Genomic DNA, 24,898 nt, shown 5'->3' on the forward strand with positions numbered 1-24,898 from the left:
GCGTCTCCGCGCCAACTGTCTGCAGCCCCGAGGCCAACCATGCTTGATGCCCGTATCCGCCCTCTGATCGACCCGCCGCTGAACGCGATTGGGCGGGGTTTGGCGGCGCGCGGTGTCTCGGCTGATCTTGTGACTCTGATGGGTCTGGGGTTCGGCCTGTTTGCAGCTGGGGCGATTGTTCTGGGTTTGCAGGTTCTGGCCGTCCTGTTCATCCTGTTGTCGCGTCTGGCGGATGGTCTGGATGGGGCAATCGCGCGCGCTGGGCGAAAGACCGACTTTGGCGGCTACCTCGATATCACCTGTGACTTTCTGTTCTACGGCGCGATTCCAATGGCGTTTGTCTGGGCGGACCCGTCGGCAAATGCTCTGGCCGGGGCATGGTTGCTGGTCAGCTTCTACTTTAACGGCGCGACCTTCCTGGGCTATGCGATCCTCGCCGAAAAACGCGGGTTGGAGTCGCAGAAACATGGGGCCAAGTCGCTCTACTTTACCGGCGGCCTTCTGGAAGGCACTGAAACCATTGCCTTCTTCACCGCAATTTGCCTGCTGCCCAACTGGTTCGGCCCGATGGCATGGGCGTTTGGTGCGGTTTGCTTTGTCACCGCCATTTCGCGCATCCTGTTGGCGCGGCAGGTCTTCACTCACTCGGAATAAACGCAAGGAAAACCCATGAAACATCTATTTGCTGCCCTCTGCGCGGCGCTGGCCGGAACTGCATGGGCAGAACCTGATCCCGCAAACTGGCAGGACGTTCTGGATGAGGCCAATGGCCAGACCGTCTATTGGAACGCATGGGGTGGATCGACCACGATCAACGATTTCATCGAATGGGTCGGAACCCGCGTCGAAGAGGAACATGGCGTCACGCTCGAGCATGTGAAACTCACCGATACGGCCGATGCGGTCAGCCGGGTGATTGCCGAGAAATCCGCTGGTCAGGACACGGACGGAGCGATTGATCTGATCTGGATCAACGGCGCCAATTTCAGCGCCATGAAAGAGGCCGATCTTCTGTTCGGCCCGTTTGCCGAGGCTCTGCCCAACTGGCGGTTCGTAGATGTGGACGGCAAGACCGTCACCACCGATTTCACCGTCCCGACCGAAGGGTATGAAAGCCCTTGGGCCATGGCGCAGGTTGTGTTCATCTATGACAGCGAGGTTCTGCCCGAACCCCCAAAATCCGCCGAGGCAATACGCGAATGGGCGGTGGCGAACCCGGGTCGGTTCACGTTCCCTCAGCCCCCGGACTTTCTGGGAACGACGTTCCTGAAACAGATGCTGATTGAACTGGTTGAGGACCCGGCCATTCTGCAGCAACCCGCCGGAGACGACTATACGCAGGTGACGGCGCCGCTGTGGGACTGGCTGCAAGATGTTACGCCCGACCTCTGGCGCGCAGGTCGCGCCTATCCGCAAACCGGGCCAAGCCAACTGCAGCTGATCAACGATGGCGAGGTTGACATGGCGATCAGCTTCTCTCCGGGTGAGGCGACAACGGCCATCGCCAACCAGCAGCTGCCTGAAAGCGCGCGGACTTTCGTTCTGGAGGATGGAACGCTGGGCAATGCCAGCTTTGTGGCGATCCCCTACAATGCCTCGGCCAAGGCGGGTGCTATGGTCGTTGCTGACTTCCTGATGAGCCCTGAGGCGCAGTTGCGCGCGCAGGACCCGGACGTGTTGGGATTTAGCACTGTGCTGAACATGGCCGCCCTCCCGGCTGAGGACCGCGCCGGGTTCGACGCGTTGGAGCTGGGCGTGGCAACCCTTTCGCCCGCCGAACTTGGCCAAGCCTTACCCGAGCCGCATCCAAGTTGGATGACCCGGATCGAAGCGGATTGGGCCGAGCGTTACGGCGTTGGCAACTGATCTCAGCCCCGGCAAACGATGGGGGCTGGCTCCGACGCTGACGATAGCGTTGTTGCTTGGTCCCATCGCAGCCGGGCTTTTGGGAACGATCCTCCCGGCCTTCGGAGGCATGCGCCCAGACGGGCAAAACGGGTTTTCATTTGATCCATGGACGCGCCTCTGGGCGGAGCCCGGTGTGGGCCAAGCCCTCTGGCTGTCGTTCAAAACCGGTTTCCTTTCGACGCTTGGGGCGCTGATTGGGTGTTTTCTGCTGATCGCAGGTTGGCAGGGCACACGCGCGTTTTCACGGCTCGAGGCACTGCTGTCGCCCCTTTTGTCTGTCCCCCATGCGGCAGCCGCGCTGGGGCTGGCGTTCCTGATTGCGCCATCGGGGTGGATTGCGCGGTTTTTCTCGCCCGGTTTGACGGGGTGGGATCGCCCCCCTGACGTGCTAATCCTGCAAGACCCCGGCGGGTGGTCTTTGATTGCGGGGCTGATGATTAAAGAGCTGCCATTTCTGCTGCTGATGTCGCTGGCCGCGCTGCCTCAGATCAAATCGGCCGAACGGATGCGCGTGACGCAAGTGCTGGGTTACGGCAGGGTCCGAGGGTGGTTTCTGGCCGTGATGCCCGCGCTTTATACGCAGATCCGGCTGCCGATCTATGCGGTCTTGGCTTATGCGATGTCGAATGTGGATGTCGCGATGGTACTGGGACCGTCGCGCCCGCCGACTCTGTCCATGTTCATCCTGCGCTGGATGACGGATCCTGATCTTGCTTTGCGCGCGCCCGCTGCTGCGGCTGCCTTGGTTCAGTTGGGGCTGGTGGCGGCGGCCATCATGGTCTGGCGAGGTGGTGAAAGGGCCGTTGCCGCGCTGATCAACCGTGGTGTGGAAAGCGGAACGCGCGGCATGGGCTTGCGCGACACCGCCCTTAGAACCCTTGGCCTCGTGGTGTCACTCACGGCGGGGATCGCGGTGTTCGGCGGGCTGATCGGCCAGTTCATCTGGTCCTTCGCCGGACGTTGGAGGTTTCCCGACGCGCTACCGAGCAGCTTCAGTATGATGTCCTGGGAGCGCCACGGCCCGGACGCGGTAGAGGTCACCCTGGTCACCTTGGCACTGGCGTTTGCCACCGCACTGATCGCTTTGGTTCTGGTGATCGGCTGCCTGAACGCAGAACTCCGCACCCGGCGCAAGATGAACAAGACAGGTATGGTGATCCTGTACCTACCGCTCATCCTGCCTCAGATCGCTTTCCTGCCGGGCCTGCAGATCCTGATGATCCAGATCGGAGCGGCGCAGGGCACCCTCCCTGTGGTCCTGACCCATTTGGTCTTCGTTTTGCCCTACGTGTTTCTGGCCTTGGCCGGCCCTTACCGCGCGCTCGACCGTCGCTATGCCACGATTGGCGCCGCCATGGGGCTGGGACCGGTCGGAGTGCTTTGGCGTATCCGGCTGCCAATGTTGCTGGCTCCGATCTTGACGGCGCTTGCGGTGGGGATGGCGGTGTCAGTCGGCCAATATCTGGCCACTCTTCTGGCCTCGGGCGGGCGGCTGAACACGTTGACGACTGAAGCGTTGGCCCTGTTTTCAGGCGGTGATCGCCGGGCGATAGGGGTCTGGACCATCGCGCTGGCGTTCACGGCATGGCTGCCGTTTCTGCTGGCCTTGATGATCCCCAAAATTGTCTATCGCAACAAAAGCGGACTGCGCCATGATTGAAAACGGCCTCTCTTTGGATCAGCTTTCGATCTCTCACGCCGATGGCAGAGGGCTGGTGCAGCTATCAGCTGACATCGCACCCGGAAAGGTTCTAAGCCTGATGGGGCCGTCCGGGGTTGGAAAATCTACAATACTTGCAGCAATCACCGGAACTTTGTCGCCCGCCTTTCGTCTTGACGGGCGCATTACTTTGAACGGGCGGGTTCTGAATGCCCTGCCGCCTCAGAAACGGCGCGTTGGGATCCTGTTTCAGGACCATCTGTTGTTCCCACACCTGTCTGTTGGTCAGAATGTCGGCTTTGGCCTGCCGCCCCGTACCCCGGACCGGGCCGCGCGCATTCAGGCCGCCCTGTCCGAGATCGGGTTGGACGGGTTTGAAGCTCGTGATCCCGAGACCCTGTCCGGAGGTCAGCGCGCCCGAGTGGCCCTGATGCGGATGCTTCTGGCGGAGCCCGATGCGTTGCTTTTGGATGAGCCTTTCTCGCGCCTCGATGTCGGCCTCAGGGACAGAATGCGGGACCTCGTCTTTACCCGAGCCCGCGCGGCGCGGCTGCCGGTTTTGTTGGTGACGCATGACATCGCCGATGCCGATGCCGCAGGAGGCAGTGTTGTGACTCTGCTTGAAAAGCGGTGTTCGTCGAGATGATCAGCTTTGCCTAGTTCGTCAACCCGGACAGGTACTTGATCGCCGTCAAGCTAGGCAGGAACGTGTACGCGCCACCACGTGTATGGATCAGGCGGGGAAAGCCGTGCAGTCGGATCGTGCCGCCATCGGGCAGGCTAAGGTCGAACCAGCTTGTCTCCGGCGTGTTCGCCCCCAGCAGAGGGTCATTGGCCCCTGTGATTGTCGGGTCGTGCAGCCCGAGGTTGATCCAGTCGCACATCACCGCTTCGAACTGCGCGCCGATATTGGCGCCGATAAAGCTGCCTAGCAGGCCACGTTCGGCGGTGTCCGGGTTTTGGGGGTCGAAATCCGGGCCATAGGACATGCCGCGCCGTACCAAACGTCGCGTGTAGTTGGCGATGCGTTGCACGATCCGACCGCCACGCGGGTTGCCCCGTCGCAAATGTGACCCGGCAGGACAGCGGGAGTGGGCGTTGTAGTTGAAATTGGTCAGTGAGACCTCATGCTCGGGCCATTGCGCGTCTGGTGACAGCTCGTATGGAACGCCGTTGCGCCAGCGCCCGCACATCTGGGCCGCAACGACCTCGCGAAGGGCACCGTGGATGTCCAAGCCTTTGCCGATGCGATCCAGATTATTCGGATCGACCAGTTTGTCGCGATCAGGGTGATCCATTAAGTCAGCGGCGGCTTTGTCCAGATAGGCCTCGAAACCGGCCGCATCCTGTGCCAGAACTCGGAACGCATTGAACGACCCGTTGAAACCAAGCGCATTGGGCGAGGGGACGCGGAACACCACGCCCTCCTGCCGTGTGGGATAGCCCAGAAGGGCGGTACCCAGCGGGTCAATCGGTTCGTCGACACCGGCTTGCTCGGGGTCATAGACCTGCTCGAACCGGGGCTGGGAAATACCGTCAACATAGCCGAAGAACACTTTACTATCGGCCAGATTGCGGCCGTCGCGTTTGCCCAGAATGGTGAAGGCCGCGCCAACCTGTTTCTCGACCGAATCGAGGTGATCCCGAACGTCGGAATAGACCGACGCCATGATGTGAACCCGGTCGGGCTGATCAAACGGAGCAGGCCAGTGATCTGGCGCGCTGGTGCCGAAATCGCCCAGTTTCATCCCGCGTTTCGTCATCCCTTGCACGAATTCGCTGGGGAAGGTCTTCAGATCCTCGGGCGCAGTGCCAAGGGCGCGCAGACCGGCATAGGTGAGGCCGATGTTGAAACAGAAGGGCGGTTTGACCTCCCACAACACCCCTCGGGTGATTTCGGGGACGGTGTCACTGCCGCCATCGACAGCGGTCGCCAGAAACTGGCGGGCCGCGGCGCGGTCGGTGACTTCAAGAAACAGATGGCGCACCAGATCGCGGCGATAACCGCGCAGGATGTTGCCCTGAATGTCGGCGAGATCGAGTTTTGCAGTCACCAGCCTTGTCCAAATTTTTGGCGCACTTGCGCGGCGGAAACGCCCGGATAGGCGCGATAACCGCCCCCCAGCGACAGGTTAGGGTTCGCGTAGAGTTGCAGAACAAACGCCCGCGGAAGGGTTTCCAGCCGATGCGGCGGCTGGTTCGGAGGCAGCCCTTTGGCCTCATCCTGCAGGCCGAACAGGTCGGTCGGGAAATCGGGGGCCTGAAACAGGTCGTGCTCATGGACCCAGTCGATGAATTCTTCGACATTGTGCTCGGTCGGGATCAGGTGCTCCGCCCCGTCCACAAGCGAGATGACATCGTTGAACACACTGCCGATGGTGGTGATGAAATCCCGAATGTAGTTGCTGAAATCGCCGTCATAGACCGAGATCATGCAGATCTTGTCGTCGATCAGCAGAAACCGGGCGAAGTGCACCGTTCCGACATTGTCGAGCCCTGCAAATATCTCTTCGACATTTTGCGCGATAGCCAGCGCGGCATGGGCACGTCCGGCGGGCGAGGGGTCTTTTAGCGGCATGATCAGGTTCATCATACGCTGCACGTTCTCGCTGGGTTGCGGCGAAGGGCGCGGTCCGCCGGGCAGTTTCGGCTTGGGGTCGCGCCAATGCCAATAGGGCACCACGATATAGCGCGACAGGAACTTGAACCATCCCCGGTCCGGCAGGGTGTTGACGTAGCGGTTGAACCAGCTGTTCTGACGAGTCATGACCTTACCCCTTCGAGAACGGGCAAGGGGACCCGCCGCGCCAAGCGCTTGAGATTTTGTACGAGTCGATGCGCATTTTCAGCACCGGATCATCCGAGGCCTCGATCCCGGGGGTCAGCAAACCAGGATTGAAGCTGAGCTTTTCAGCTTTTTCTATCTGGTCCTCAGGCACAGCGTTTAGTGTCAGAACGCCCATCATGATCCGTTTGCGATGAGGTGGCCAGGGGCGCGAGGAGTTGTTGAAATCATCGCCGACCTCACCGATTGTCATCATCAGCGAAAACCGCGCAGGTTCCATGGCGAGACGTTCCCTGAGTTCGGCCTGAAGATATTCATCTACCGGTGTCTCATCTGGGTCGGTGTTCAGCACACCTGCGATGGGTTGCCACGAAAACCGCACCCAGCGGCGCACGCCCTCCGCTCCAGTCACGATGAATGTATGGCAGGCGTGATAAGCGGCCCGCGCATAGCTGGTCGGCGCTCCGATCTGGGCGGCTTGTAACACACCAAGCTGAGAATAGGCGTTTCGGTCGGCGAACCCGATGGCACCTTCGTCCGGGCTGATCGTCTCGCCCGGATAGGGGTCGCGTTCAGGCAGCATCAGTTGAAGGTAGCTCCAGATTTTCTGCCAGGGGGTCTGACCGTTGTAGAGCTTGGGCTTGGCGGCCTCGGCGAAATCCAGAAACGTCTCGGGCGTCGGGGTGAAGAACTCGGGCAGGTTCATCGCGATCAGGTCGGTATCAGAACCATCAGACAAGTGAAACCGAACCGCTAGCCCCCGGACATCGGACCAGCCGTCATGCACCACGGCGCAGCCCGATCCGTTCGAAAACCGAACAATCACATCCGTCTTTTCATTGGTGAAGTGATCCGCGGCGCAGAAATTCCGGGCGATGGGTGTGGGCTTGAAATAGCCGGTCGCACTGATCCCGATTGTGTGAACGGGGCGCAGGGCCAGATCACCATCAGGACGATGCAGAACTTCTACCAGCTTCTCGGCAAGGCCGGGATCGCTCATGACTTGACCACCTGTTAACTGAAGTTACCCCAAAAATGTGGCGTTAACCATAGTCACTGGTCGGGCAAAGGCAACAGGAAGAATACATAAAACCCGGCGAAGCCACTGTTTGATCAAGCAAAACTGAGGTCGGCTACCATTTTTTCAGCATGTCTTTGGCATGGGTCCAGTATTCACTTTGCCGGCAGGTGTAGAATGCCTTCTCCATCAGATCGTAGGATTCAGGTCGGTGTGTCGCCAACCCCACCACCTTGGGGAGCGAAGGGTTCAGACGCACCATCCGCTCTTTTAACACAAGATGGGCCATCCAATGCTGGTTCTCAGCCGATGTGGTCAGCAGCAGTTCGATCAAAGCCCCCCGAGGCGCGCCCGAGGTGATCCCGAACCATTTCAACAGGCCCCAATCGTCGGGGTTCTTTATCATCTCTTCCGAGATATCAGTGGGCTGTTGACCGGTGCCGATCGACAGAGCCTCGATATGCGCCAACCCTTCGGCGCGACCAGCCGCGATGGCCACGTTGATGCCGTTCATCACCGGGTTGTTGGCAAAGGCCCCGCCATCGGCGAAATAACCATAGTCCACCCCGTCCGAGATGATCTGATGCGGTGGGAAATAGGATGGCGCGGCTGAGCTTGCCATGGCGACGTCCAGCAGGCCGACATCGCTCATATCCAACCATTTTTCGTAGCCCAGCGTCTGGTTGGTGATAGTGAACGGAGACCATCCCACCTTGTCGCTGCGATGCAAGCACACGGTGTTGACCGCCAGAACCAGATCCGACGACAGAGAATTGACTTTGCGGTCTCCAACTAGACTGCGCCCGATCTCCTCGAGCCCGGTCGCATTGTATTGCGAGGCGGTGATGCCCGGGCCGCCGCCTAGTTTGAACCGCCGCAGCACCTCATCCAGCGCCTTGTCCAGAAAGCTGTGTTCGTTTTCGCGGAAGATCTTGTCGGCATCTTCACGGTAATGCGCGGCAAGGTCGCCGATCAGCCGGCCCATATCCTTGCCCTGCGTCCGGCCATCCGCCAGCGCCACGGCGATCAGCCCACCGGTCGAGGTCCCCGCAAACCCGTCCGCCTTGTCCAGAACGCCGGTCTCCTCCTGCAGGCTTTGCAGGATCAGGCAGGTCAGGTAGCCCCTGATCCCCCCGCCATCGCAGGACACAAGTTTGAATACCATTCGATGCGCCTCATCGCTTTTTAGTTGTAGGAGGTTTTAGGATAACTGGGCTGGAAAAAGCTAGCCGTTTTGCGACCCATTGAGGCTTATCCCGCATAGCAAATTGGAAAAAGCCTTGCGAAAACCTGTATTTGTCAGCACAGTTCGCCGCGAAAAGGACGGGCTTGGCCCGCAATGGCCGACCCCGCCGGGGGCCACGGCGCAATCAGGGAGTTGAGGCTATGGCGTTGGAACTACATGAGATGTGCAGCGGGCTGGGCTTTCCAGAAGGTCCGGTTGCGATGAATGATGGCTCGGTCCTGTTCGTGGATATCAAAGAGCAGACCCTCGTGCGCCTGACCGTCGATGGCACCGTCAGTGTGGTGGCCGAAATCCCCGGCGGCCCGAATGGCGTGGCAATTGGACCGGATGGCGCTGCCTATGTCTGCAACAATGGCGGTGTCTACAGTTTCGTGCCCTACGGACCCGACGATATCACCGTTCCCGCACCCATTCGCCCGCATTACAAGGGTGGGTCGGTGCATCGGGTCGATCTTGAGACCGGAGAGGTCACGATGCTGTTTGACTCCTACGAGGGGAAACGGCTCATCGCGCCCGACGATCTGGTCTTCGACAAGGATGGCGGGTTCTGGTTCACGGACACCGGGATCGAGGACGCGGAATCTACGCGCTATGGCGGGCTGTACTATGCCACGATCGACGGCAAGACACTTATCAAGGCTGCTACGATCCCGATGCCCAACGGGGTCGGGCTGTCGCCAGATGGCGGCACCGTCTACGTCTCGGACACGGTATTTGGGCGGCTTTGGGCGATGAAGATCACCGGCAAGGGTCAGGTTGAACCCGGCCCAATTCCGGGGATGCCGGGGCAGGTGGTTCAGACCTTGCCGGGGTACCAATGGCTCGACAGTCTCAAGGTCGAAGCCGATGGCCGGATCTGTGTGGCGACGATTTTCAACGGCGGGATCACGGTGTTCAGCCCCGATGGATCAACGGAACATGTCGCCATCCCTGATCTTTTCACGACCAATATGTGTTTCGGCGGTGAGGACATGCAGGACATCTGGATCACCGCCTCCAGCACCGGCAAAATCTACAAGGCCAGATGGCCTCGTCCGGGGTTGAAGCTGGAGTTTACGGCTTGATGTAGGGACCGTCGGTTTTGCGCGGTCGAGATCAGCAGATATTTGAGCGATAGCCAGTAGCGGAGCGAGATATCGGTGTTTCGCAGGTGTAACCCGGCGACACGGAACTAGAAGCACAAGGCCTTGGCCGGCGTGCTGAGGCTCAGTCTGCAGGCGCGGGTGTGACAAGCCAAGTAATGACGCTGCCGCCCTGTTGTCGGTAGCCGATGTCGAAGACCGACCCTGCTGTGACCGTATTCTTCAACGATTTGGTCAACCGCAGCTTCAGTAGGGTTGCACTGGGCGCGCCGTAGAGTTCGGCATGGTCAAAACCAAAGAACTGTTGAACCGCAGGGAACAGGGCCTTGTAGAGAGTTTCTTTGGCCGAGAATACAAGCGTTGCCTTCAACGCCTGCGCGTCGCTTTCCCGGATCAGCCGGGTTTCCTCGGGCTGCAAAGCGACCTTGAAAATCGCATCCAGTGAGGATCCTTCGGCGATGTCCTCTATATCGACACCAACCAAGGTGCCGGGCTGATCGGTGATAATCGCCGCACAGCGCCCCTTTGAATGCGTGATCGAACCTGCGACGCCTGCGGGCCAGATCGGCTCACGGTTGGGACCTGTGGTGATCTGCGTCGACGCATGCCCCGTTGACGCCAAAGCGGCCATGGCTACGGCACGGCCTGCAAGGTACTCGGCCTTTCTCTTTTCCACGGCCCTGTCCAAACGATCCTGGCGGTCGACGTCCAACGTCGTGAAAAGGCCATCTTCAAAACGAGATTGATCAAACCTCGCGATCACAGCAGTCGCTGTCGCAGACCCGATGTCCATGGCCCCCACGTCCGTCAGGAACCCATCGGAGCGCGTTTCAAGGGAAGAGAGGTGTTGGGCGGGCAGTGTCATGGCCCCCTTGGCTTCCCTCAAGCGTCGCGCCACGTCAATCCGGTTTTTCAAATCGTATGACATCTGCGCAGTGGGGCAGCCTGAATTGTGGAGAGATGTGGGGAACCATCTGAGGCCGACAGCTAGAACCTACGGCCCGCCCAGAGGGTTGCGGGGCTTAGCACCCCTCATGCCCTCAGAACGCGTAGACGCGTGCCAGACTACGACCGGATTTGGATCATGTGTATGAACTTGCCGAGATATCCGCCTTTGTCCATACGCAGTCGTGGTCAGAAAGCGGAGTGCCAGTACCCGAGATTGAACTCAGCACGCCTTTCTCGACAGGCGTGAAACCCCGCCCGGCCAGCCAATCCAGTTTCATCTTTCGGTCCGGGTGCGGTGTGATCAGACTGGGGCGGGTCGTGTCGCCCTCGGCCGTAAACTCCCACGAATAGCCCTGATCTTCGGCCAGTGCGAACAAGGTTTCGCGGCGCCAGTCGAAATCGGGAGGAAGGTGGTTGCCGGTGTTCAGATCTCCGCCGATCAGAACGGGCATGTCGGGGGCGAAGGCGTCAACCTCCCGTAGCAGAAGTTCGAACTGAACTTGCCGGTGTTCAGCGGCGGAATTGCTTTCCAGATGGGTGGAGACCACGCAGATAGGCCCCCTTTCGGTTGGCACAACGGCGGCAATAGCCATGCGCCCGCCGACCCGGGGTTGTTCAGGGTCTGCTGCCCCGCTTTCGGGGGTGAACCAATGGCCGTGGTCGTCCAATCGGATCAAAGCTGTGCGCTCAAACGGGACTGAGGATAGAACGGCGTTGCCGTGCCAGCCGGTCGTGTTGAAATCATCGGTGCAAAAGGCGCGCTCGGTCGGGCCGCCCAGGTCAAGCTCGTGAAACTCAACGCCAAAGGCGTATGTCATGCCCAGGACGCGGGCAACCTCTTCGGTGGTGTGGCGTTGCGCGGTGCGGGCCATGCCGCAATCGACCTCGGAGAGCAGAACGATATCTGGTGCAATCGGGTCCAGATGCGCTGCGGTTTCTTCGGGAAACAGGCAGCGTTCAACATTCCAGGCAGCGACGGTGATCTGCGCCGGCAGTTGGGCCGTTTTGGCCTCGCCGCCCAATTGCAGCGTGTTCATCGCCGGCAAGGACGTCATTAGCGAGCGATGCGCCTGCGTTGTGCGCGGGGCGGCCATGATTTCAGCCCGTTGGTCTGATGTGACCTCGGGCAAAGTAGCGACAGTATTTGTGATCAAAGGACTTTTCCCGTTTCCACGTCGAACAGGCGTAGGGCGTCGTGTTTCAGGGTGATGCGGGTCTCGCCCGTGTGCACGCTATGGTCCTTGCCGACCATGACCGTAAAGGGCTGGTCCGCAAGCGTTCCGTGCAGCAAACGATGCGCGCCAAGTTCTTCGAGGATGTCGACCTGGAACGAGACGGATCCGTTCTCATCCAGTTCGACATCCTCGGGACGTACACCCATGGTCACCGGGCCGCTGACGGTCTGTGGCGCGGGCATCAGCCCGTCATAGCCGTTGAGGCGGACCTGTCCGTCTGACGCTTCGGCCTCGATCAGGTTCATGGGTGGGGCACCCATGAACGAGGCGACGAAGGTAGAAGCCGGATTGTGGTAGATCTCGGAGGGGGTACCGATCTGCTCAATCCGGCCTGCGTTCAAAACGATGATCCTGTCGGCCATCGTCATCGCCTCGACCTGGTCATGGGTTACGTAAACTGCCGTCGTGCCAAGACGACGCTGTAGGGCTTTGATCTCGATCCGCATCTGGTTGCGCAGCTTCGCATCGAGGTTTGAAAGGGGTTCATCAAAGAGGAACAAGGCAGGGTCGCGCACCACGGCACGCCCCATGGCGACGCGCTGGCGTTGACCACCGGACAATTGCGCCGGTTTGCGGTCCAGATATTCAGTCAGGTTCAGCATTTTGGCCGCGTCTTCGACCTTGGCTGCGATCTCGGTCGCGGGCGTGCCGCGGTTCTTCAGGCCATACCCGATGTTTTTGCGCACCGTCATATGCGGGTAGAGCGCGTAGTTCTGGAACACCATTGCAATGTCCCGATCCGCAGGGTCCACATCGTTGACCACCCGATCGCCGATTTTCAGCGTGCCTTCGGTGATATCCTCGAGCCCCGCGATCATGCGCAGCAACGTGGATTTGCCGCAGCCCGAAGGGCCAACCAGAACGACAAACTCGCCGTCCTGAATGGTGAAGCTGGTGGTCTGAACGGCCTTGAAGCCGTTAGGATAGACCTTGCGGATGCCCTCTAATGATACCTGAGCCATGCGCGTATTCCTTATTTGTCGGATTCTGTGAGGCCCTTGACGAACCAATTCTGGAAGAAGATGACGATCGCCACCGGCGGGATCATCGCAACAATGGCCAGCGCCAACGCTTGTCCATGCTCGGGGATCTGACTGTCGGTGTAGGTCAGCACGATCTGCTTGATCCCACGGACCAGCGTGAAGAAGCTTTCATCCGTCGTGATCAGCGTCGGCCACAGGTACTGGTTCCAGCCAAAGACGAACATGATGATGAAGATCGCTGCAATCATTGTGCGGCTGAGCGGGACGAGGATGTCGATGAAGAACTTCCACGGCCCTGCGCCGTCGATCCGGGCCGCCTCGGCCAGTTCTTCGGGGACGGACATAAAGAACTGCCGGAAGAAGAACGTGCCTGTGGCAGATGCGATCAGGGGAACGATCAGACCGGTATAGGTGTTGGTCAGGCCCAGTTTCTGGATCGCTTCGTAGGAAGGCAGGATGCGGACCTCAAGCGGCAGCAACAGGGTGGTGAAGATCACCCAGAAGGCCAGCGTTGCAAAGCGCAGACGGAAATAGACGATGGCATAGGCGGCCATCATCGAGATGATGATCTTGCCCACGGCAAAGCCGATGCCCAGAATGAAGGAGTTCATCAGCATCAAGGTGCCGTCAACGGTCTGCGTGAACCCGCCTTTTTCAAACATGGCGGCGTTGAAGTTCTTGCCCAGGTCGTCGCCAAGGCCCAGTTGGATGCCCTCGCGGTGGATGGTGACCGCATCGTGGCTGGCCGTGGTCAGCGCCAGCAGAGGCGGCAGGATCATCAGCAAGGACCCAAGGATGAGGACAAAGTGATCTCCGATCGTTTCCCAGCGGATTCTGCGGGATTTGCGGGTCACGGCGGGTGTGTCGAGTGTGGTGTCGGCCATGATATCCTCCCTCAGGTATAGTGAATCCGGCGTTCCACCAGCCGGAACTGGAAGACGGTCAGGATCAGAACAAGGGCCATCAACACAACGGATTGCGCGGATGATCCGCCAAGGTCGTTGCCGCGGAAGCCATCCAGATACACCTTGTAGACAAGGGTCATCGGGTTGTTTCCCGGCTCACCCTTCATCAGCGCATCAATGATGCCGAACGTGTCGAACAGGGCATAGGTGATGTTGATGATCAGCAGGAAAAACGCGGTCGGAGCCAGCAGAGGAAAGGTCACGTCCCAGAACCGCCGCGTGGATGAGCGGTTGTCGATCATGGCCGCCTCACGGACTGAACGAGGGATGGATTGCAGGCCCGAAAGGAAGAAGATGAAATTGACCGGAATCTGTTTCCACACCGCGACGATAATCATTGCCGTTGCGGTGGCGTTGTAGTCAACGCCCAGCTTGAACTCCCAGCCGAACATTCCGAAAAACTTGGTCATGGGGCCGGTGCTTTGATCAAAGAACAGAATGCCGAGGAAGCCTGCAACCGGGGGTGCGATCGCGTAGACCCACATCAAAAGGGTGCGATAGCTTCTTGCGCCTCGGATCACCTTGTCCGCCTTGACGGCCAGCAAAAGCGCGATGGCCAGCGAAAAGAAGGTGACGAGAATGGAGAAGACAACCGTAAACCACGCGATGCGTTTGTACTGATCATTGCCCAGCAAGGAGGTGTAGTTGTCCGCCCCCACAAAGGTCGAGCCGAACCCGAACGGGTCCTGCAGAAAGAACGACGATTGCAGCGCCCATCCAGCGGGCCAGTAGAAGAAGATGGCGATGATCATGAGCTGCGGCAGCAGCAGCGCCACAGGAAGCCAGATAGTGTCGAAGCCCGCGCGTTTCATTGTTAGTCCAGTTGCAAAATGGGGGATGGCCGCGCCCAAAGGCGCGACCATCTTGGGGGCGATCCCAGAACCTTAGCCCTGAGTCTTGGCGAAGCGTGCCAGCAATTCGTTGGCTTCGGCTTCGATGTTCTGGAAGGCGCTTTCCACGTCGGTCTCACCGGTCAGGATACGGCCATACTCGCGGTTCATGATGTCGCGGATCTGAACGTAGAAGCCCATGCGGTAGCCTTTGGTGTTGTCACCGGCCTTGGCTTGCAGCTGGTTTACGCCAACTTCGGCGGCAGGGTAGCGGTCATAGTGGCCGTCTGCCTTGGCGGCTTCATAAGCGGCCTCGGTGATCGGGACGTAACCGGTTTCCTGGTGCCAGAAATACTGGGTCTCAGGTGCGGTCAGGAAGCGGAAGAACTCGGCGGTTGCCTTGTTTTCCTCGTCCGACTTGCCCGACATCGCGAACAGCGCTGCGCCGCCGATGAAGGTTTGGGTCGGCTCAGCAGTGACGGCTTCCCAATAGGGCAGCTCAACCGCGCTGAATTCAAAGCCCAGGTCTTTCTGCAGCAGTCCGCCGAAGGAACCCGACGAACCCAGCCACATCGCAACTTTGCCTTCTTCGAACGGTTTTGCGTTGTCACCCCAACCGGTGCCATACCATTCGAACATGCCGTTGTCTTTCCACTCGGTCACGGCGGTGAAGTGTGCCTTGATCGCGTCGTTGTTGACCAGGATCTCGGTGTCCATGCCGTCATAGCCGTTGTTGTTGGTCGCAAACGGCAGGTTGTGACGCGACATGAAGTTCTCGGTGAAGATCCAGGGCAGGTGCGACTGGCTGAGCGGGATGTAGCCTGCCTCTTTCAGCGCCGGAGCGGTTGTCGACTGGAACTCTTCCCAAGTCTTCGGTGGGGTCACGCCAGCAGCTTCCAGAGCGTCGACATTGTAATACAGGATCGGGGTCGACGAGTTGAACGGCATCCCGATCATCTTGCCATCGCTGTCGGCATAGAAATAACGCACACCGGCAATGTAGTCATTGATGTCGAATTCGACGCCGTTTTCAGCCAGCAGGTCCTGAACCGGAACGGTCGCGCCTTTGGCCGCGATCACGGTGGCGGCACCTGCGTCAAACACCTGCATGATGTTGGGCTGCTCGCCCGCGCGGAAGGCAGCGATCCCGGCGGTCAGCGTTTCTTCGTAGCTGCCCTTGTAGATCGGAGTGATTGTATATTCGTCCTGCGACTCGTTGAATTTCTCGGCAACCTTGTTGACGGTTTCCCCTAGTTGCCCGCCATGTGCATGCCACCAAGTGATTTCGGTTTCTGCAAAAGCTGCGGTCGCGGTGAACGCGAGCGCGGCAGCTGTTGCGCAAAACTTCAGATTGTTCATTTCGATCCTCCGGTTCGGTGTCGGCCCTTTGCAGCAAAAAGACCGTTGGCATTATGTGCCAGTTTTCATGCAGGCTCCCCTGCGGCGTTTTTCGCGCGCAGCCTCCGACCCGCATCAGTGGAACACGTCCGCAAACTGCACACGTGACCACATACTGTTAACGTATGACAGTTCGATGAAAGATTTCTAGCAATATTGACAAATTAAACAAAAAAGATGGACAGCTTAGGCGTGGTTGATGACAGCAAAAAACAACTGGACAGACCGCGCCGCGTTACGGCGCAGGCGGTTGCCGATGCGGCGGGCGTGTCCCGCTCGGCCGTGTCCCGTGCGTTTACGCCCGGCGCCTATCTTGATGCGGAAAAACGTATAAAAATCATGCATATGGCTGACCGTATGGGGTATCAACCCAACGCGTTGGCGGCAGGGTTGAAGGGGGGGCGATCGCACCTCGTAGCGGTCTTTGTAGGCAACAAACGGAGCACCTACGACTCAGAGTTTGTGAACCGGTTGGTCGGGCAGTTGAACGCTCTGAACAAGTGGCCGATTCTGATTGATGGCAGTGGAGAGAGCGCTGAATCAGCCATGGATCAGGTTTTGCGCTATCCGCTGGATGCTCTGATTCTGCGCGGAGGTAGCATGCCCGGCGCGCTTGTGGAGCAATGCAGCAAATTCGGGGTCCCCATGATCTCATCCGGGCGCATCGTGGATGCGGCGGGGATCGACAATGTGTGCTGCAAGAATGCCGACGGGATGACCATCGCGACCCGTGTTTTGTTGGACAAGGGCCGCACACGGTTCGGGTTCATTGCGGGCGCGGCCGAGTTCGGATCTTCAGATGATCGGAGGGCCGGGGTGGTCAACACTTTGGCGTCGGCAGGATTGTCCCTGATCGCGGAAGAGGTCGGAGATTTCACGGTTGGGGCTGGATACGACGCAGCGCAAAAACTACTGCGGGAAAACAGTCTTGATGCGCTGATCTGTGCCAATGATGCCAGCGCCATCGGAGCGTTGACCGCGGCACGGGAGTTGGACGTGGACGTGCCCGAAACACTCTCGATTGTGGGCTTTGATGATATTGAAATGGCCGGGTGGCCCGCGTTCAATCTCAGCACGATCAACAATCCGATCGACCTTTCGGTCGAACATGTGATCACCTTGCTGGAAAAACGTCTGGCTGAACCGGCAAAGGACAGTGAGACCCTTCTGATCGAGCCTTTCTTTGTCCCGCGCGGTACCCATTGACGCTGATACGGCCCGAGGTGCCTGAAACCGTGAAGGGTTCGTCGGCGCGTATTGGATTTTGATATTCTTCACAGCGCCTCTCACCCGATTTTGCCGTCAAAGGGAGACAGGTTTCGACAAAGGTGCCTTTCTGCTGCCGCAAGTTGTTGTGAGTGTGGGTCGGGGCCTGTCTCAGACCTCTTTGATCGACGTCTCTGACAGTCTTTCTACCAAGCTCTGCTCAATCTCTTCCAGGACGCCGCGCACGCGTTTTTGCAAGGCATGTTCGACAGAACAGGTTGGCGCCTCATCTTCACTGCCGCTTGCGACAAGGCGCTCGTCCAGCGCAAGGTAGACGTCGGCTAGCGTGATTTCGCTCGGAACGCGGGCCAGACGCCATCCGCCTGCATGGCCTTTCTCGGATGTCAGTAGACCGGCGGCGCGCAATTTTCCCAAAACGCGACGCACAACAACCGGGTTGGTTCCGGCATGATCCGCAATTTCGGTTGAGGTGCGCACACGGTCCGGCTCTCCGGCCATATGGCTGAGCGTATGCAGGGCAAGTGACAGGCGGCTATTGCGCTTCATATGACGGGGTTCTCCAAACCTGCTGGCAACGTAACTTTGGCTGTTGCATTAATCTAGTAACTATGAAAGTTACAAGAACCGCATCCAGAGCTATGGAGACTCATATGTCAGATACGCGCCTTCCCGTCACGGTGCTTTCCGGATTTCTTGGGGCTGGCAAGACCACTTTGCTGAACCGGGTTCTCAACAACCGCGAAGGTCGCCGTGTCGCGGTGATCGTGAACGACATGTCCGAGGTGAATATCGACGCCGACCTTGTGCGCGCCGATACCGAGCTGAGCCGGACGGACGAGACGCTGGTTGAAATGTCGAATGGCTGTATCTGCTGCACCCTGCGCGATGACCTGCTGGATGAGGTCCGCCGACTGGCGGCCGAGGGGCGCTTTGACTATCTGCTGATTGAATCGACGGGTATTTCCGAACCCTTGCCGGTGGCCGCGACCTTTGATTTCCGCGATGAGTATGGCGAAAGCCTGTCCGATGTGGCGCGTCTGGACACGATGGTGACGGTTGTCGATGCGGTGAACCTGCTTGGGGATTTCTCCTCGCATGACTTCCTGCAGGATCGCGGTGAGACTATGGGCGAGGAAGACGAACGCACCCTCGTCCATTTGCTAACCGATCAGATCGAGTTCGCCGATGTCGTGATCCTGAACAAGGTCGACGATGCCGGGCCGGAAAAGGTCGACGCGGCCCGCAAAATCATCCGCAGCCTCAATGCGGATGCCGAGATCGTCGAGGTCAATCACTCCGCTGTGGCGGCTGAAAAAATCCTCGATACCGGGCTGTTTGACTTCGAAAAAGCCCATGAGCATCCGATGTGGGCCAAAGAGCTGTATGGCTTTGCTGACCACGTGCCGGAGACTGAAGAATATGGAGTTGCGTCTTATGTCTACCGGGCGCGTCTGCCCTTCGTGCCCGAGCGTATCCTTGAGGTTCTGAACGGCGATCTGTCGGGTGTGATCCGGGCCAAGGGGCATTTCTGGATTTCTACGCGTCCCGATTGGGTGGCTGAGTTTTCGCTGGCCGGAGCGCTCTCTAGCGTGCAGCCTTTGGGCACTTGGTGGGCTTCGGTGCCAGAGGAGCGGCGGCCAACCCATGACAGTGCCCGCTCCTATATGCAGGCCCATTGGCAAGAACCATGGGGAGACCGCCGGCAAGAGATCGTGTTCATCGGTGCGGGGATCGACTGGCCGACCCTTAGGGCGCGCTTGGATGCCTGCCTCGTACCTGCCGTTGCGGCTTTGGGTCCCGACAATTTGCCGGACTATCCCGACCCGTTCCCGATCTGGCGTCGGGCTGAGGCCGCAGCATGAGCGTTTTGCGCCAAACCGTAATCGGGGCGGCCGTTGGTGTTGGCGTTGCGGACACGCCCGAGGCGCTGAACGCCTTTCTCAACCCTGGCTGCGCCGCAGCACTTTGGCGGCGTCAAACTCCGCCCAGTGTTCAAAGCTGGCTCAATGATCTTGACCCCGAGGACCTGCCCAAGGGGCGGGTGATCCTTCCGTTGGGCAAGGTGGCCGAAACGGTCGGCCATCTCTGCGACATGTCCGGCTTGCCAGCATGCCCCGAGCGTGACTGGCTGGAGGCGGATATCGCCTTACTGGCAGAGGTGTTCTCAGATCTGGTCTCGGCCCGGTATTTGCGGTTGCGGCTGGATGTTGTCACAACCAACGCCTGCCGTAAGTTCCATATCGATGCCATCACGGCGCGACTGGTTTGCACCTATCGCGGTACCGGCACGCAATACGGCATTTCGCGTGATGGCGCTGAGCCGCAACGTGTTTTTACGGTGCAAACCGGGTCTCCGATCCTGTTGCGTGGGACACGTTGGCCGGAAACACCGCGGTCGGGTCTTTTGCACCGTTCCCCTCCGATCGAAGGCACCGGCGAGACCCGGCTCGTACTGGTATTGGATCCCATCACAGACCCTGACGAGGCCGCATGACCGGAAATCTGGGGCAAAGCAGCTTGCGGCGCAGGAAGCGCGCGGGCGATCCCATGGCCGTCTTTGACAGCCTGCCCGCACCGTTGCGGCAGTGGTTGTCTGAAGCGGCCCTGCCATGGTCGCCCGTCTCTGCGCGCCGGATTTGGGTCAAAGCGTTGGCCAAAGGTCTTACGCCGGAAGAAACGTTGCTATCGCTGAATCGGGCCGAGGCGAGTACACTGGCACGTGACAAGGTGATGGCTCTGCCGCGCGGCTAAGGCACCCACGCTGTGGGGTCGCTTCGACTTGAAACTGTTACGCTCAGCCGTCACCATCCGATCATTGTTGATTGATGAATTACGGAGGGCGCAATGGCCTATAAGCTGATTAAGGGCGAGTTTCATATTTTTTACCCAGACATTCCAAAACAGGGCCCGGAACCTGACGGAGATACTCTGAAATTCAAGCCAGATGACCCGTCGCTTGTTCAGGACCTTTGGCGTTCGGGTCAGCCCCGGCCCGGCTTCAATGGGCGTGGGATGATCAATCTGCGGTTTGAAGGGCTGGATGCGCTCGAAACCCATTTCCGCAGCGCGCATCAGAACAAACCCCTTGCGGAGGCGTCGCGCGATTTTCTGTTGGATTGGGCCGGGTTCGGAGACGTGGTGTTCTGGGAGGACAAGCCCAACAAGGTAAAGCAGGTCGAAAACAACCCGGTTCGCGGCTACATCCTGACCAATGGTCTGGACGGTCACGGCCGGATTGTGGCCTTTGTCTACGCGGGTGATGCGCCCGAACCGGACGGTGAAGTATTCAAACTGATGACGGAGCGCGTGGATCAGAGCTTTAACGCGCGCAGCCTGGAGGCGGGTCAGTCCTATCCGCTGTTCTACCTGACGCTGCCGATCTCACTTGCGCAGCATCTTGGAGGGATTGCGGATCAGGCCCGCGCGACTGGAAATGGCCTGTATCCCGATGATGCGTCGGCCCCCGGTCAAGACTTCGAAGTAACCCCTGCGAATTATCAGGATCTGGCAATCTGGCCCAAGCTCTTCCGGCGCTTGCATGACTATTTCGCGGATGAATTCGACGATTTGACCGGGTTCGATACCTGGTTGCGCGCGGACCCGAGGGACCGGGACGATCGCATGCTTCTGCCCGAAGACTATGACGCCCATTTCCATAATGTGGTCGAGGTGACCTCGCCCACGTCGATGAGGCTGACAGTCGACCCCAAGGATATCGTGATCCTGCCGGACGATTTCACGATGCCTGAAACCGGCCTGCCGTCACAGTAGGGCTAAGACTAAAGCTCTGCCGAAGGTGCCGGGCCGCGCCAGTCCAGGCTGAGATCATGGCGCAGACTATGTGGGAAGGGGATCATCCGATTGGCATCCTCGTCCCACAGCCTCCATTTCAGGCAACTGAGCGCGCCTCGGATGTCGATCGCCGCGCTGTTCCAGTCCTGCGCGATTGAGGCGTTGCAGGTCTTGAGGTGATAGCAAGGGATTTTGGCGTTCAGATGATGTAGGTCGTGGAAGCCAAAATTCAGCAACATAAAATCAACAACCGGCCCCAGTCGGAGCGAACTCGCACCGTGCAGAGCGGCTGCATGGGCGGTTTTGTCGCCCGACTGCCGCCAATAGGTTTCTTCGAAATTGTGCCCGACATAGACGACAAATATCCCGAAACTGCCTGCTAGAAGGCTGCCAAGGATCAGAGCGAAAAAGCTCCACCAGCCCAGAAGTGTGATGATCAGGCCCCAGAAGGCGAACATGGCTATGTTTTGCAGCAGGACATCCCGGACGCTGACTTTCAGCGTGTTTCGGGGCCAGCGGTATTGGACGAAGTAGATCAGGACCGGGCCGATCAGGAACAATGTGATGGGGTGCCGATAGGCGCGGTAGAAAAGTTTTTTGGACAGGGGTGCGGCCTCATATTCGCGCCGGGTCATGACATAGACCTCGTGGGCGTCCCGGTGATCCAGATTGCCCAGATGCTGGTGATGCAGGTTGTGATTATACCTCAGAACGCTATGCGCGATCCCGGAAAAGAGGCACAGGAGGTTCCCGAGCAGATCATTCCACGTTCGGTTCGTGAAAAAGCTGTAGTGCCCACAATCGTGCTGGATGGAATAGAGCCGCAGGATACCGGCTCCAAACAGAACCGAACCCAAGGTTAGAGAAAGCCACGCTCCGGGAAAAAGGGCAGGGATGGCAAGCCCCGCAGCGACAACACCTGCGCTGATCGCCAGCGCTTTGAACGCCATTCTGTCGTCTGGTTTTGTAAATTCCCTAGGAACCTTGATCGAGCCCATTGTCGTCACTGAAAATGATCTAAACTATAAACACGCTTGGTTGCCTCAATCGTTAGCACGGCTTTGGCATTCCGCCAACGTCGTTAAGGTTCATGGTTCAGGCGTCGGTTCGAGATAACTCCAGAAACATATAGGGCTGAATGTTCTCGAATGGCCAAACGCGGACCACCTGCGTCAGGCCCATTTTTTTCGCTCCGCGCCCGATCGCGTTGAACACTCCGATATGTTCCTGAAACACCGGATCGTCGCTGAACCTGTCGATCATGCGGTCGGTGATTTCCGGTCGCACGCGTAGGCGCAGGCCGGACCCCTTAAGGTGACGTTTGATCTGGGCCAGGCGGACGAAGTTGAGGCTGTTCCACAAACCATGAACTTCGTAAGTGTCCTCGACCCATGTGATCCGCTTTCGAAACAACCGCCCTGTTAGTGTCTTTGAGCGAAGCGCGGGGATGTTGAAATGCGGCTCATACGGGAAACCGTAGTTGGGGCAGAGGATCAGGCAGCGGCCCTGTGGGGTCAGAAATCGCGGCAGCGTATCCAGAAAATGCCGCCAGTCCGGCAAATGCTCCAGCACGTTGACCATGTAGATCAGGTCATAGGGTTGTGACGGAGTGAAGGTCTCATAGGTGGTGCGTTTGATGTCTCCGCCCAGTTTGGCGGCATGATCTAAAACATGTTCCATTGGTGCGAAGCCTTCGGCGAAAGGCTCGATGGCGTCCAGTGTGATGTTTGGGTTCCGCTGGCGCAGCATGGTTAGCAGGATACCTGCCCCGCAGCCGATCTCTAGCGCGCGCGCGCCGGGGGGCAGGGCGCAGATTTCAGGGTCGAGATTCTGGAAATGAAACCGGGCCGCGCTAAGCCAGATGTCTTTCAGGGGAAAGTCGAACCGCGCGAAATCCTCAAGAATGTCGTCGACCGAAAAAAGGCTTTCTTGAGGGCTGACCGAATGCATACTGATCCCAAGACGAGTGGTTTGAAGGATTGATATAACAATGTGTTGGAGCGGGCCAGCGTCCTATACCATCGCTGCCGTCGGGGTGATCGCCACCGTCAAGGCCATACGCCAAGGAGAGAGCCCTTTGCTCTGGTCGCCGCTAGTGTATTTCACCGCGATCGAAGTGCTGCAGGGTTATTCCTATTCCGTCGAGGGACAATGCGCATTGCCCCAAAACCAGGTCGCGGCGTTGCTGGCCTATATACACATCGCCTTTCAGCCGCTGTTTACCGGTATTCTCGCGTTGTATTTCATCCCAAAGGATGTTCGCGGTATGATCGCGCCCGTGGTCTTCGGTCTTGGCGCGTTGACCGGAGCGTATTTGCTGCTGCAAATTTATCCGTTCGAGTGGGCAGGCCCGTGCCGACCGGGGCGCCTTTTGTGCAGCGATCATCTGTGTGTGAAGGCGGAAAGCTGGCATATTGGCTGGCATCTGCCACTGAACGATCTGGGTGAAAGCTTGCCTGCCACGATTCTTGGGCAGCACTATGATCTGAACTTCCCGGTCTATTTTACGGTGATGTTTCTGCTGCCCGCCGCGCTGGGTGCTTGGAAAGTCGCGGGATTTCAGCTGCTGATCGGGCCGACACTGGCATGGGCCTCAACCGATAGCCCGACGGAAATGCCTGCGATCTGGTGTCTGTTCTCGCTAGGTATTGTCATGATGATCGTGTTCACGCCGCTCAAGACGGCGCTGCAGGCAAGATCATGGCCTTTATGGACTGTGCTGCGCTGGGTGAACGGGACCAATAAAAAACCACTCTAGTACCCTATCAAACCGTTCACCCGCGCATCACTTTCTTTACCTCGTGCCTAACCTGCGAACCGCGGTTCCGATCTGATCGGAGACCCGGTTCCCCCTCAAGCCGGTGGGAGGCAAGAAACTCTATGGAGGCGGCGACTACGTCTCGGCATTATCCTCCAATTGATATAGAACCCAATCTTCACTCAGGCCTTTCAGCTGTCTGGGGCCAATTTCCTGAAACTCCAGTCCCAGACCCAAAACCAGATCGCGCACGGTGCTGGAAACCCATGTCTGCCCACCGGGTGTCAGGCTGAGAACACGGGCGGCGATTGCGATCGCGATACCGGTCACATCGTTGGTGGTGCGCAGACACTCGCCACAATGAATACCGGCCCGAAGCTTTAGGCCAAGCGCGTCTGCCGTGGCTCGAAAGGCCTTGGCGCAGGCGATGGCGGCGCTGGGGCGGGGAAAGATCGCCAGCATGCCGTCACCCATGAGCTTCACGAGTGTGCCCTCGTTTTCTGCAACAGTCTCAAGCGCTGCCGTATCCAGGGCATCCATGATATCGCGCCACTCTGCATCGCCCAGACGCGCGATGATCTCGGTCGAGTTCACTACATCGGTCATCATGATTGTGACCAACAGGCTTTTGATTTCACCATCACCCGCGCATTCGGCGATATTGTCCTCGAACGTTTGGTCGATCAATGCGCTCGGCTGAGGATGGATGATCGTCGGGCGAACCGGAAAGGTCTTCACGACCGACGCTTCGTTACTCTCCATATCAACAACTGCCAGAGTGCTATGCTTGCTGCATGGCGCCGGAAGTTCAGACAGTTCGGGATCGTCGATGGGCTCAATAATTTCAAAAGATGTATTCAACATAACTGCACCAACAAATCGGGACGTTGAAACAAAGATTAAAATCAAATTGTCACCAAACCGCGATGCAGATGTTAACCAGATGTTAACAGGCCCGGTTCTTACGCACGCTAGGCTTGTGTCCGTGGCTGAACATATTCCAAAAAGAGTGTGGGGATGGTTTGGACGAAAACACTCACACGTGCCAAGCTGTGTTTAGAAA

The 24,898-nt window shown here is 58.7% G+C and carries 25 protein-coding genes; 11 read left to right on the top strand and 14 right to left on the bottom strand.

The window, feature by feature from the left end; all coding sequences use genetic code 11:
• The first annotated feature begins 39 nt into the window (after nt 1-39).
• Genes ACR0B5_RS20725 through ACR0B5_RS20740 form a run of 4 tightly spaced genes read left to right on the top strand, consistent with a single transcriptional unit; the run spans nt 40 to nt 4,214 of the window.
• Entirely contained in the window at nt 40-654 is a 615-nt protein-coding gene (locus ACR0B5_RS20725) for a CDP-alcohol phosphatidyltransferase family protein (RefSeq protein ID WP_480543075.1), read from the top strand.
• 15 nt (nt 655-669) lie between these two features.
• Nucleotides 670-1,866: an ABC transporter substrate-binding protein gene (locus ACR0B5_RS20730; RefSeq protein ID WP_480543077.1), complete on the top strand. Its 1,197-nt coding sequence runs from the start codon at nt 670-672 to the stop codon at nt 1,864-1,866.
• Entirely contained in the window at nt 1,856-3,568 is a 1,713-nt protein-coding gene (locus tag ACR0B5_RS20735) for an ABC transporter permease (RefSeq protein ID WP_480543079.1), read from the top strand. Before ACR0B5_RS20730 ends, ACR0B5_RS20735 begins: the two co-directional genes overlap by 11 nt.
• Nucleotides 3,564-4,214, top strand: a complete 651-nt coding sequence (locus ACR0B5_RS20740; RefSeq protein WP_480543163.1) for an ATP-binding cassette domain-containing protein — start codon at nt 3,564-3,566, stop codon at nt 4,212-4,214. Before ACR0B5_RS20735 ends, ACR0B5_RS20740 begins: the two co-directional genes overlap by 5 nt.
• A gap of 10 nt (nt 4,215-4,224) precedes the next feature.
• Here ACR0B5_RS20740 and ACR0B5_RS20745 read toward each other — a convergent pair whose 3' ends face one another.
• The 4 genes from ACR0B5_RS20745 to ACR0B5_RS20760 form a co-directional block, all read right to left on the bottom strand.
• A complete protein-coding gene (locus ACR0B5_RS20745; RefSeq protein ID WP_480543081.1) occupies nt 4,225-5,622 on the bottom strand; it encodes a Dyp-type peroxidase in 1,398 nt (465 codons plus the stop codon).
• The gene (locus ACR0B5_RS20750) at nt 5,619-6,335 is read right to left on the bottom strand and encodes a hypothetical protein (RefSeq protein ID WP_170376913.1); all 717 of its coding nucleotides are present in this window, start codon (nt 6,333-6,335) and stop codon (nt 5,619-5,621) included. Before ACR0B5_RS20750 ends, ACR0B5_RS20745 begins: the two co-directional genes overlap by 4 nt.
• Nucleotides 6,336-6,339: 4 nt before the next feature.
• Complete coding sequence (locus ACR0B5_RS20755) at nt 6,340-7,353, bottom strand: catalase (RefSeq protein ID WP_480543083.1); 1,014 nt, start codon at nt 7,351-7,353, stop codon at nt 6,340-6,342.
• Nucleotides 7,354-7,486: 133 nt separating this feature from the next.
• Nucleotides 7,487-8,536 carry a patatin-like phospholipase family protein gene (locus ACR0B5_RS20760; protein ID WP_480543085.1) on the bottom strand — a complete coding sequence of 350 codons (1,050 nt, stop codon included), beginning with the start codon at nt 8,534-8,536 and terminating at the stop codon, nt 7,487-7,489.
• Between the two features lie 221 nt (nt 8,537-8,757).
• Between ACR0B5_RS20760 and ACR0B5_RS20765 the strand changes: the two genes are divergently transcribed.
• Nucleotides 8,758-9,681 (top strand): SMP-30/gluconolactonase/LRE family protein, encoded by a 924-nt coding sequence (locus ACR0B5_RS20765; protein ID WP_480543087.1) that lies wholly within the window; start codon nt 8,758-8,760, stop codon nt 9,679-9,681.
• Nucleotides 9,682-9,823: 142 nt separating this feature from the next.
• On the opposite strand, the gene ACR0B5_RS20770 is transcribed toward ACR0B5_RS20765, so the two are convergent.
• The 6 genes from ACR0B5_RS20770 to ACR0B5_RS20795 form a co-directional block, all read right to left on the bottom strand.
• Nucleotides 9,824-10,585 (bottom strand): 4'-phosphopantetheinyl transferase family protein, encoded by a 762-nt coding sequence (locus tag ACR0B5_RS20770; RefSeq protein ID WP_480543089.1) that lies wholly within the window; start codon nt 10,583-10,585, stop codon nt 9,824-9,826.
• A 196-nt stretch (nt 10,586-10,781) separates the two neighbouring features.
• Nucleotides 10,782-11,801: an endonuclease/exonuclease/phosphatase family protein gene (locus ACR0B5_RS20775; protein ID WP_480543091.1), complete on the bottom strand. Its 1,020-nt coding sequence runs from the start codon at nt 11,799-11,801 to the stop codon at nt 10,782-10,784.
• Nucleotides 11,798-12,844 carry a sn-glycerol-3-phosphate ABC transporter ATP-binding protein UgpC gene (locus tag ACR0B5_RS20780; RefSeq protein WP_170640328.1) on the bottom strand — a complete coding sequence of 349 codons (1,047 nt, stop codon included), beginning with the start codon at nt 12,842-12,844 and terminating at the stop codon, nt 11,798-11,800. Before ACR0B5_RS20780 ends, ACR0B5_RS20775 begins: the two co-directional genes overlap by 4 nt.
• An 11-nt stretch (nt 12,845-12,855) precedes the next feature.
• Nucleotides 12,856-13,749 carry an ABC transporter permease subunit gene (locus ACR0B5_RS20785; RefSeq protein ID WP_170640327.1) on the bottom strand — a complete coding sequence of 298 codons (894 nt, stop codon included), beginning with the start codon at nt 13,747-13,749 and terminating at the stop codon, nt 12,856-12,858.
• 11 nt (nt 13,750-13,760) lie between these two features.
• Nucleotides 13,761-14,642, bottom strand: coding sequence for an ABC transporter permease subunit (locus ACR0B5_RS20790; RefSeq protein WP_425085211.1), 882 nt, complete (start codon nt 14,640-14,642; stop codon nt 13,761-13,763).
• Between the two features lie 72 nt (nt 14,643-14,714).
• Nucleotides 14,715-16,019 carry an extracellular solute-binding protein gene (locus ACR0B5_RS20795; RefSeq protein ID WP_170376927.1) on the bottom strand — a complete coding sequence of 435 codons (1,305 nt, stop codon included), beginning with the start codon at nt 16,017-16,019 and terminating at the stop codon, nt 14,715-14,717.
• A gap of 231 nt (nt 16,020-16,250) precedes the next feature.
• On the opposite strand from ACR0B5_RS20795, the gene ACR0B5_RS20800 reads away from it, so the two are divergent.
• The gene (locus tag ACR0B5_RS20800; RefSeq protein WP_480543094.1) at nt 16,251-17,264 is read left to right on the top strand and encodes a LacI family DNA-binding transcriptional regulator; all 1,014 of its coding nucleotides are present in this window, start codon (nt 16,251-16,253) and stop codon (nt 17,262-17,264) included.
• A gap of 171 nt (nt 17,265-17,435) precedes the next feature.
• Here the strand turns inward: ACR0B5_RS20800 and ACR0B5_RS20805 are convergent, their stop codons facing one another.
• Nucleotides 17,436-17,831 carry an RrF2 family transcriptional regulator gene (locus ACR0B5_RS20805; protein ID WP_170376931.1) on the bottom strand — a complete coding sequence of 132 codons (396 nt, stop codon included), beginning with the start codon at nt 17,829-17,831 and terminating at the stop codon, nt 17,436-17,438.
• Between the two features lie 104 nt (nt 17,832-17,935).
• On the opposite strand from ACR0B5_RS20805, the gene ACR0B5_RS20810 reads away from it, so the two are divergent.
• The 4 genes from ACR0B5_RS20810 to ACR0B5_RS20825 all read left to right on the top strand — a co-directional run bounded on the left by ACR0B5_RS20810 (nt 17,936) and on the right by ACR0B5_RS20825 (nt 21,056).
• The gene (locus ACR0B5_RS20810; protein ID WP_480543096.1) at nt 17,936-19,147 is read left to right on the top strand and encodes a GTP-binding protein; all 1,212 of its coding nucleotides are present in this window, start codon (nt 17,936-17,938) and stop codon (nt 19,145-19,147) included.
• Entirely contained in the window at nt 19,144-19,779 is a 636-nt protein-coding gene (locus tag ACR0B5_RS20815; protein WP_480543098.1) for a DUF1826 domain-containing protein, read from the top strand. The genes ACR0B5_RS20810 and ACR0B5_RS20815 overlap by 4 nt, the downstream gene beginning before the upstream one ends.
• Complete coding sequence (locus tag ACR0B5_RS20820; RefSeq protein WP_419739338.1) at nt 19,776-20,036, top strand: DUF6525 family protein; 261 nt, start codon at nt 19,776-19,778, stop codon at nt 20,034-20,036. Before ACR0B5_RS20815 ends, ACR0B5_RS20820 begins: the two co-directional genes overlap by 4 nt.
• 93 nt (nt 20,037-20,129) lie before the next feature.
• Nucleotides 20,130-21,056: a hypothetical protein gene (locus ACR0B5_RS20825; RefSeq protein ID WP_480543100.1), complete on the top strand. Its 927-nt coding sequence runs from the start codon at nt 20,130-20,132 to the stop codon at nt 21,054-21,056.
• Between the two features lie 8 nt (nt 21,057-21,064).
• On the opposite strand, the gene ACR0B5_RS20830 is transcribed toward ACR0B5_RS20825, so the two are convergent.
• Both ACR0B5_RS20830 and ACR0B5_RS20835 read right to left on the bottom strand, forming a co-directional pair.
• On the bottom strand, nt 21,065-22,027 hold the full coding sequence (locus ACR0B5_RS20830) for a fatty acid desaturase (RefSeq protein WP_480543102.1): 963 nt from the start codon (nt 22,025-22,027) through the stop codon (nt 21,065-21,067).
• Between the two features lie 145 nt (nt 22,028-22,172).
• Nucleotides 22,173-23,027, bottom strand: a complete 855-nt coding sequence (locus ACR0B5_RS20835) for a class I SAM-dependent methyltransferase (protein ID WP_480543104.1) — start codon at nt 23,025-23,027, stop codon at nt 22,173-22,175.
• Between the two features lie 85 nt (nt 23,028-23,112).
• Between ACR0B5_RS20835 and ACR0B5_RS20840 the strand changes: the two genes are divergently transcribed.
• Entirely contained in the window at nt 23,113-23,835 is a 723-nt protein-coding gene (locus ACR0B5_RS20840) for a DUF5765 domain-containing protein (RefSeq protein WP_480543106.1), read from the top strand.
• A gap of 135 nt (nt 23,836-23,970) precedes the next feature.
• On the opposite strand, the gene ACR0B5_RS20845 is transcribed toward ACR0B5_RS20840, so the two are convergent.
• Nucleotides 23,971-24,597 (bottom strand): adenylate/guanylate cyclase domain-containing protein, encoded by a 627-nt coding sequence (locus tag ACR0B5_RS20845; RefSeq protein WP_480543108.1) that lies wholly within the window; start codon nt 24,595-24,597, stop codon nt 23,971-23,973.
• Between the last annotated feature and the right edge of the window lie 301 nt (nt 24,598-24,898).

The organism is Ruegeria sp. AG1 (assembly GCF_056541705.1).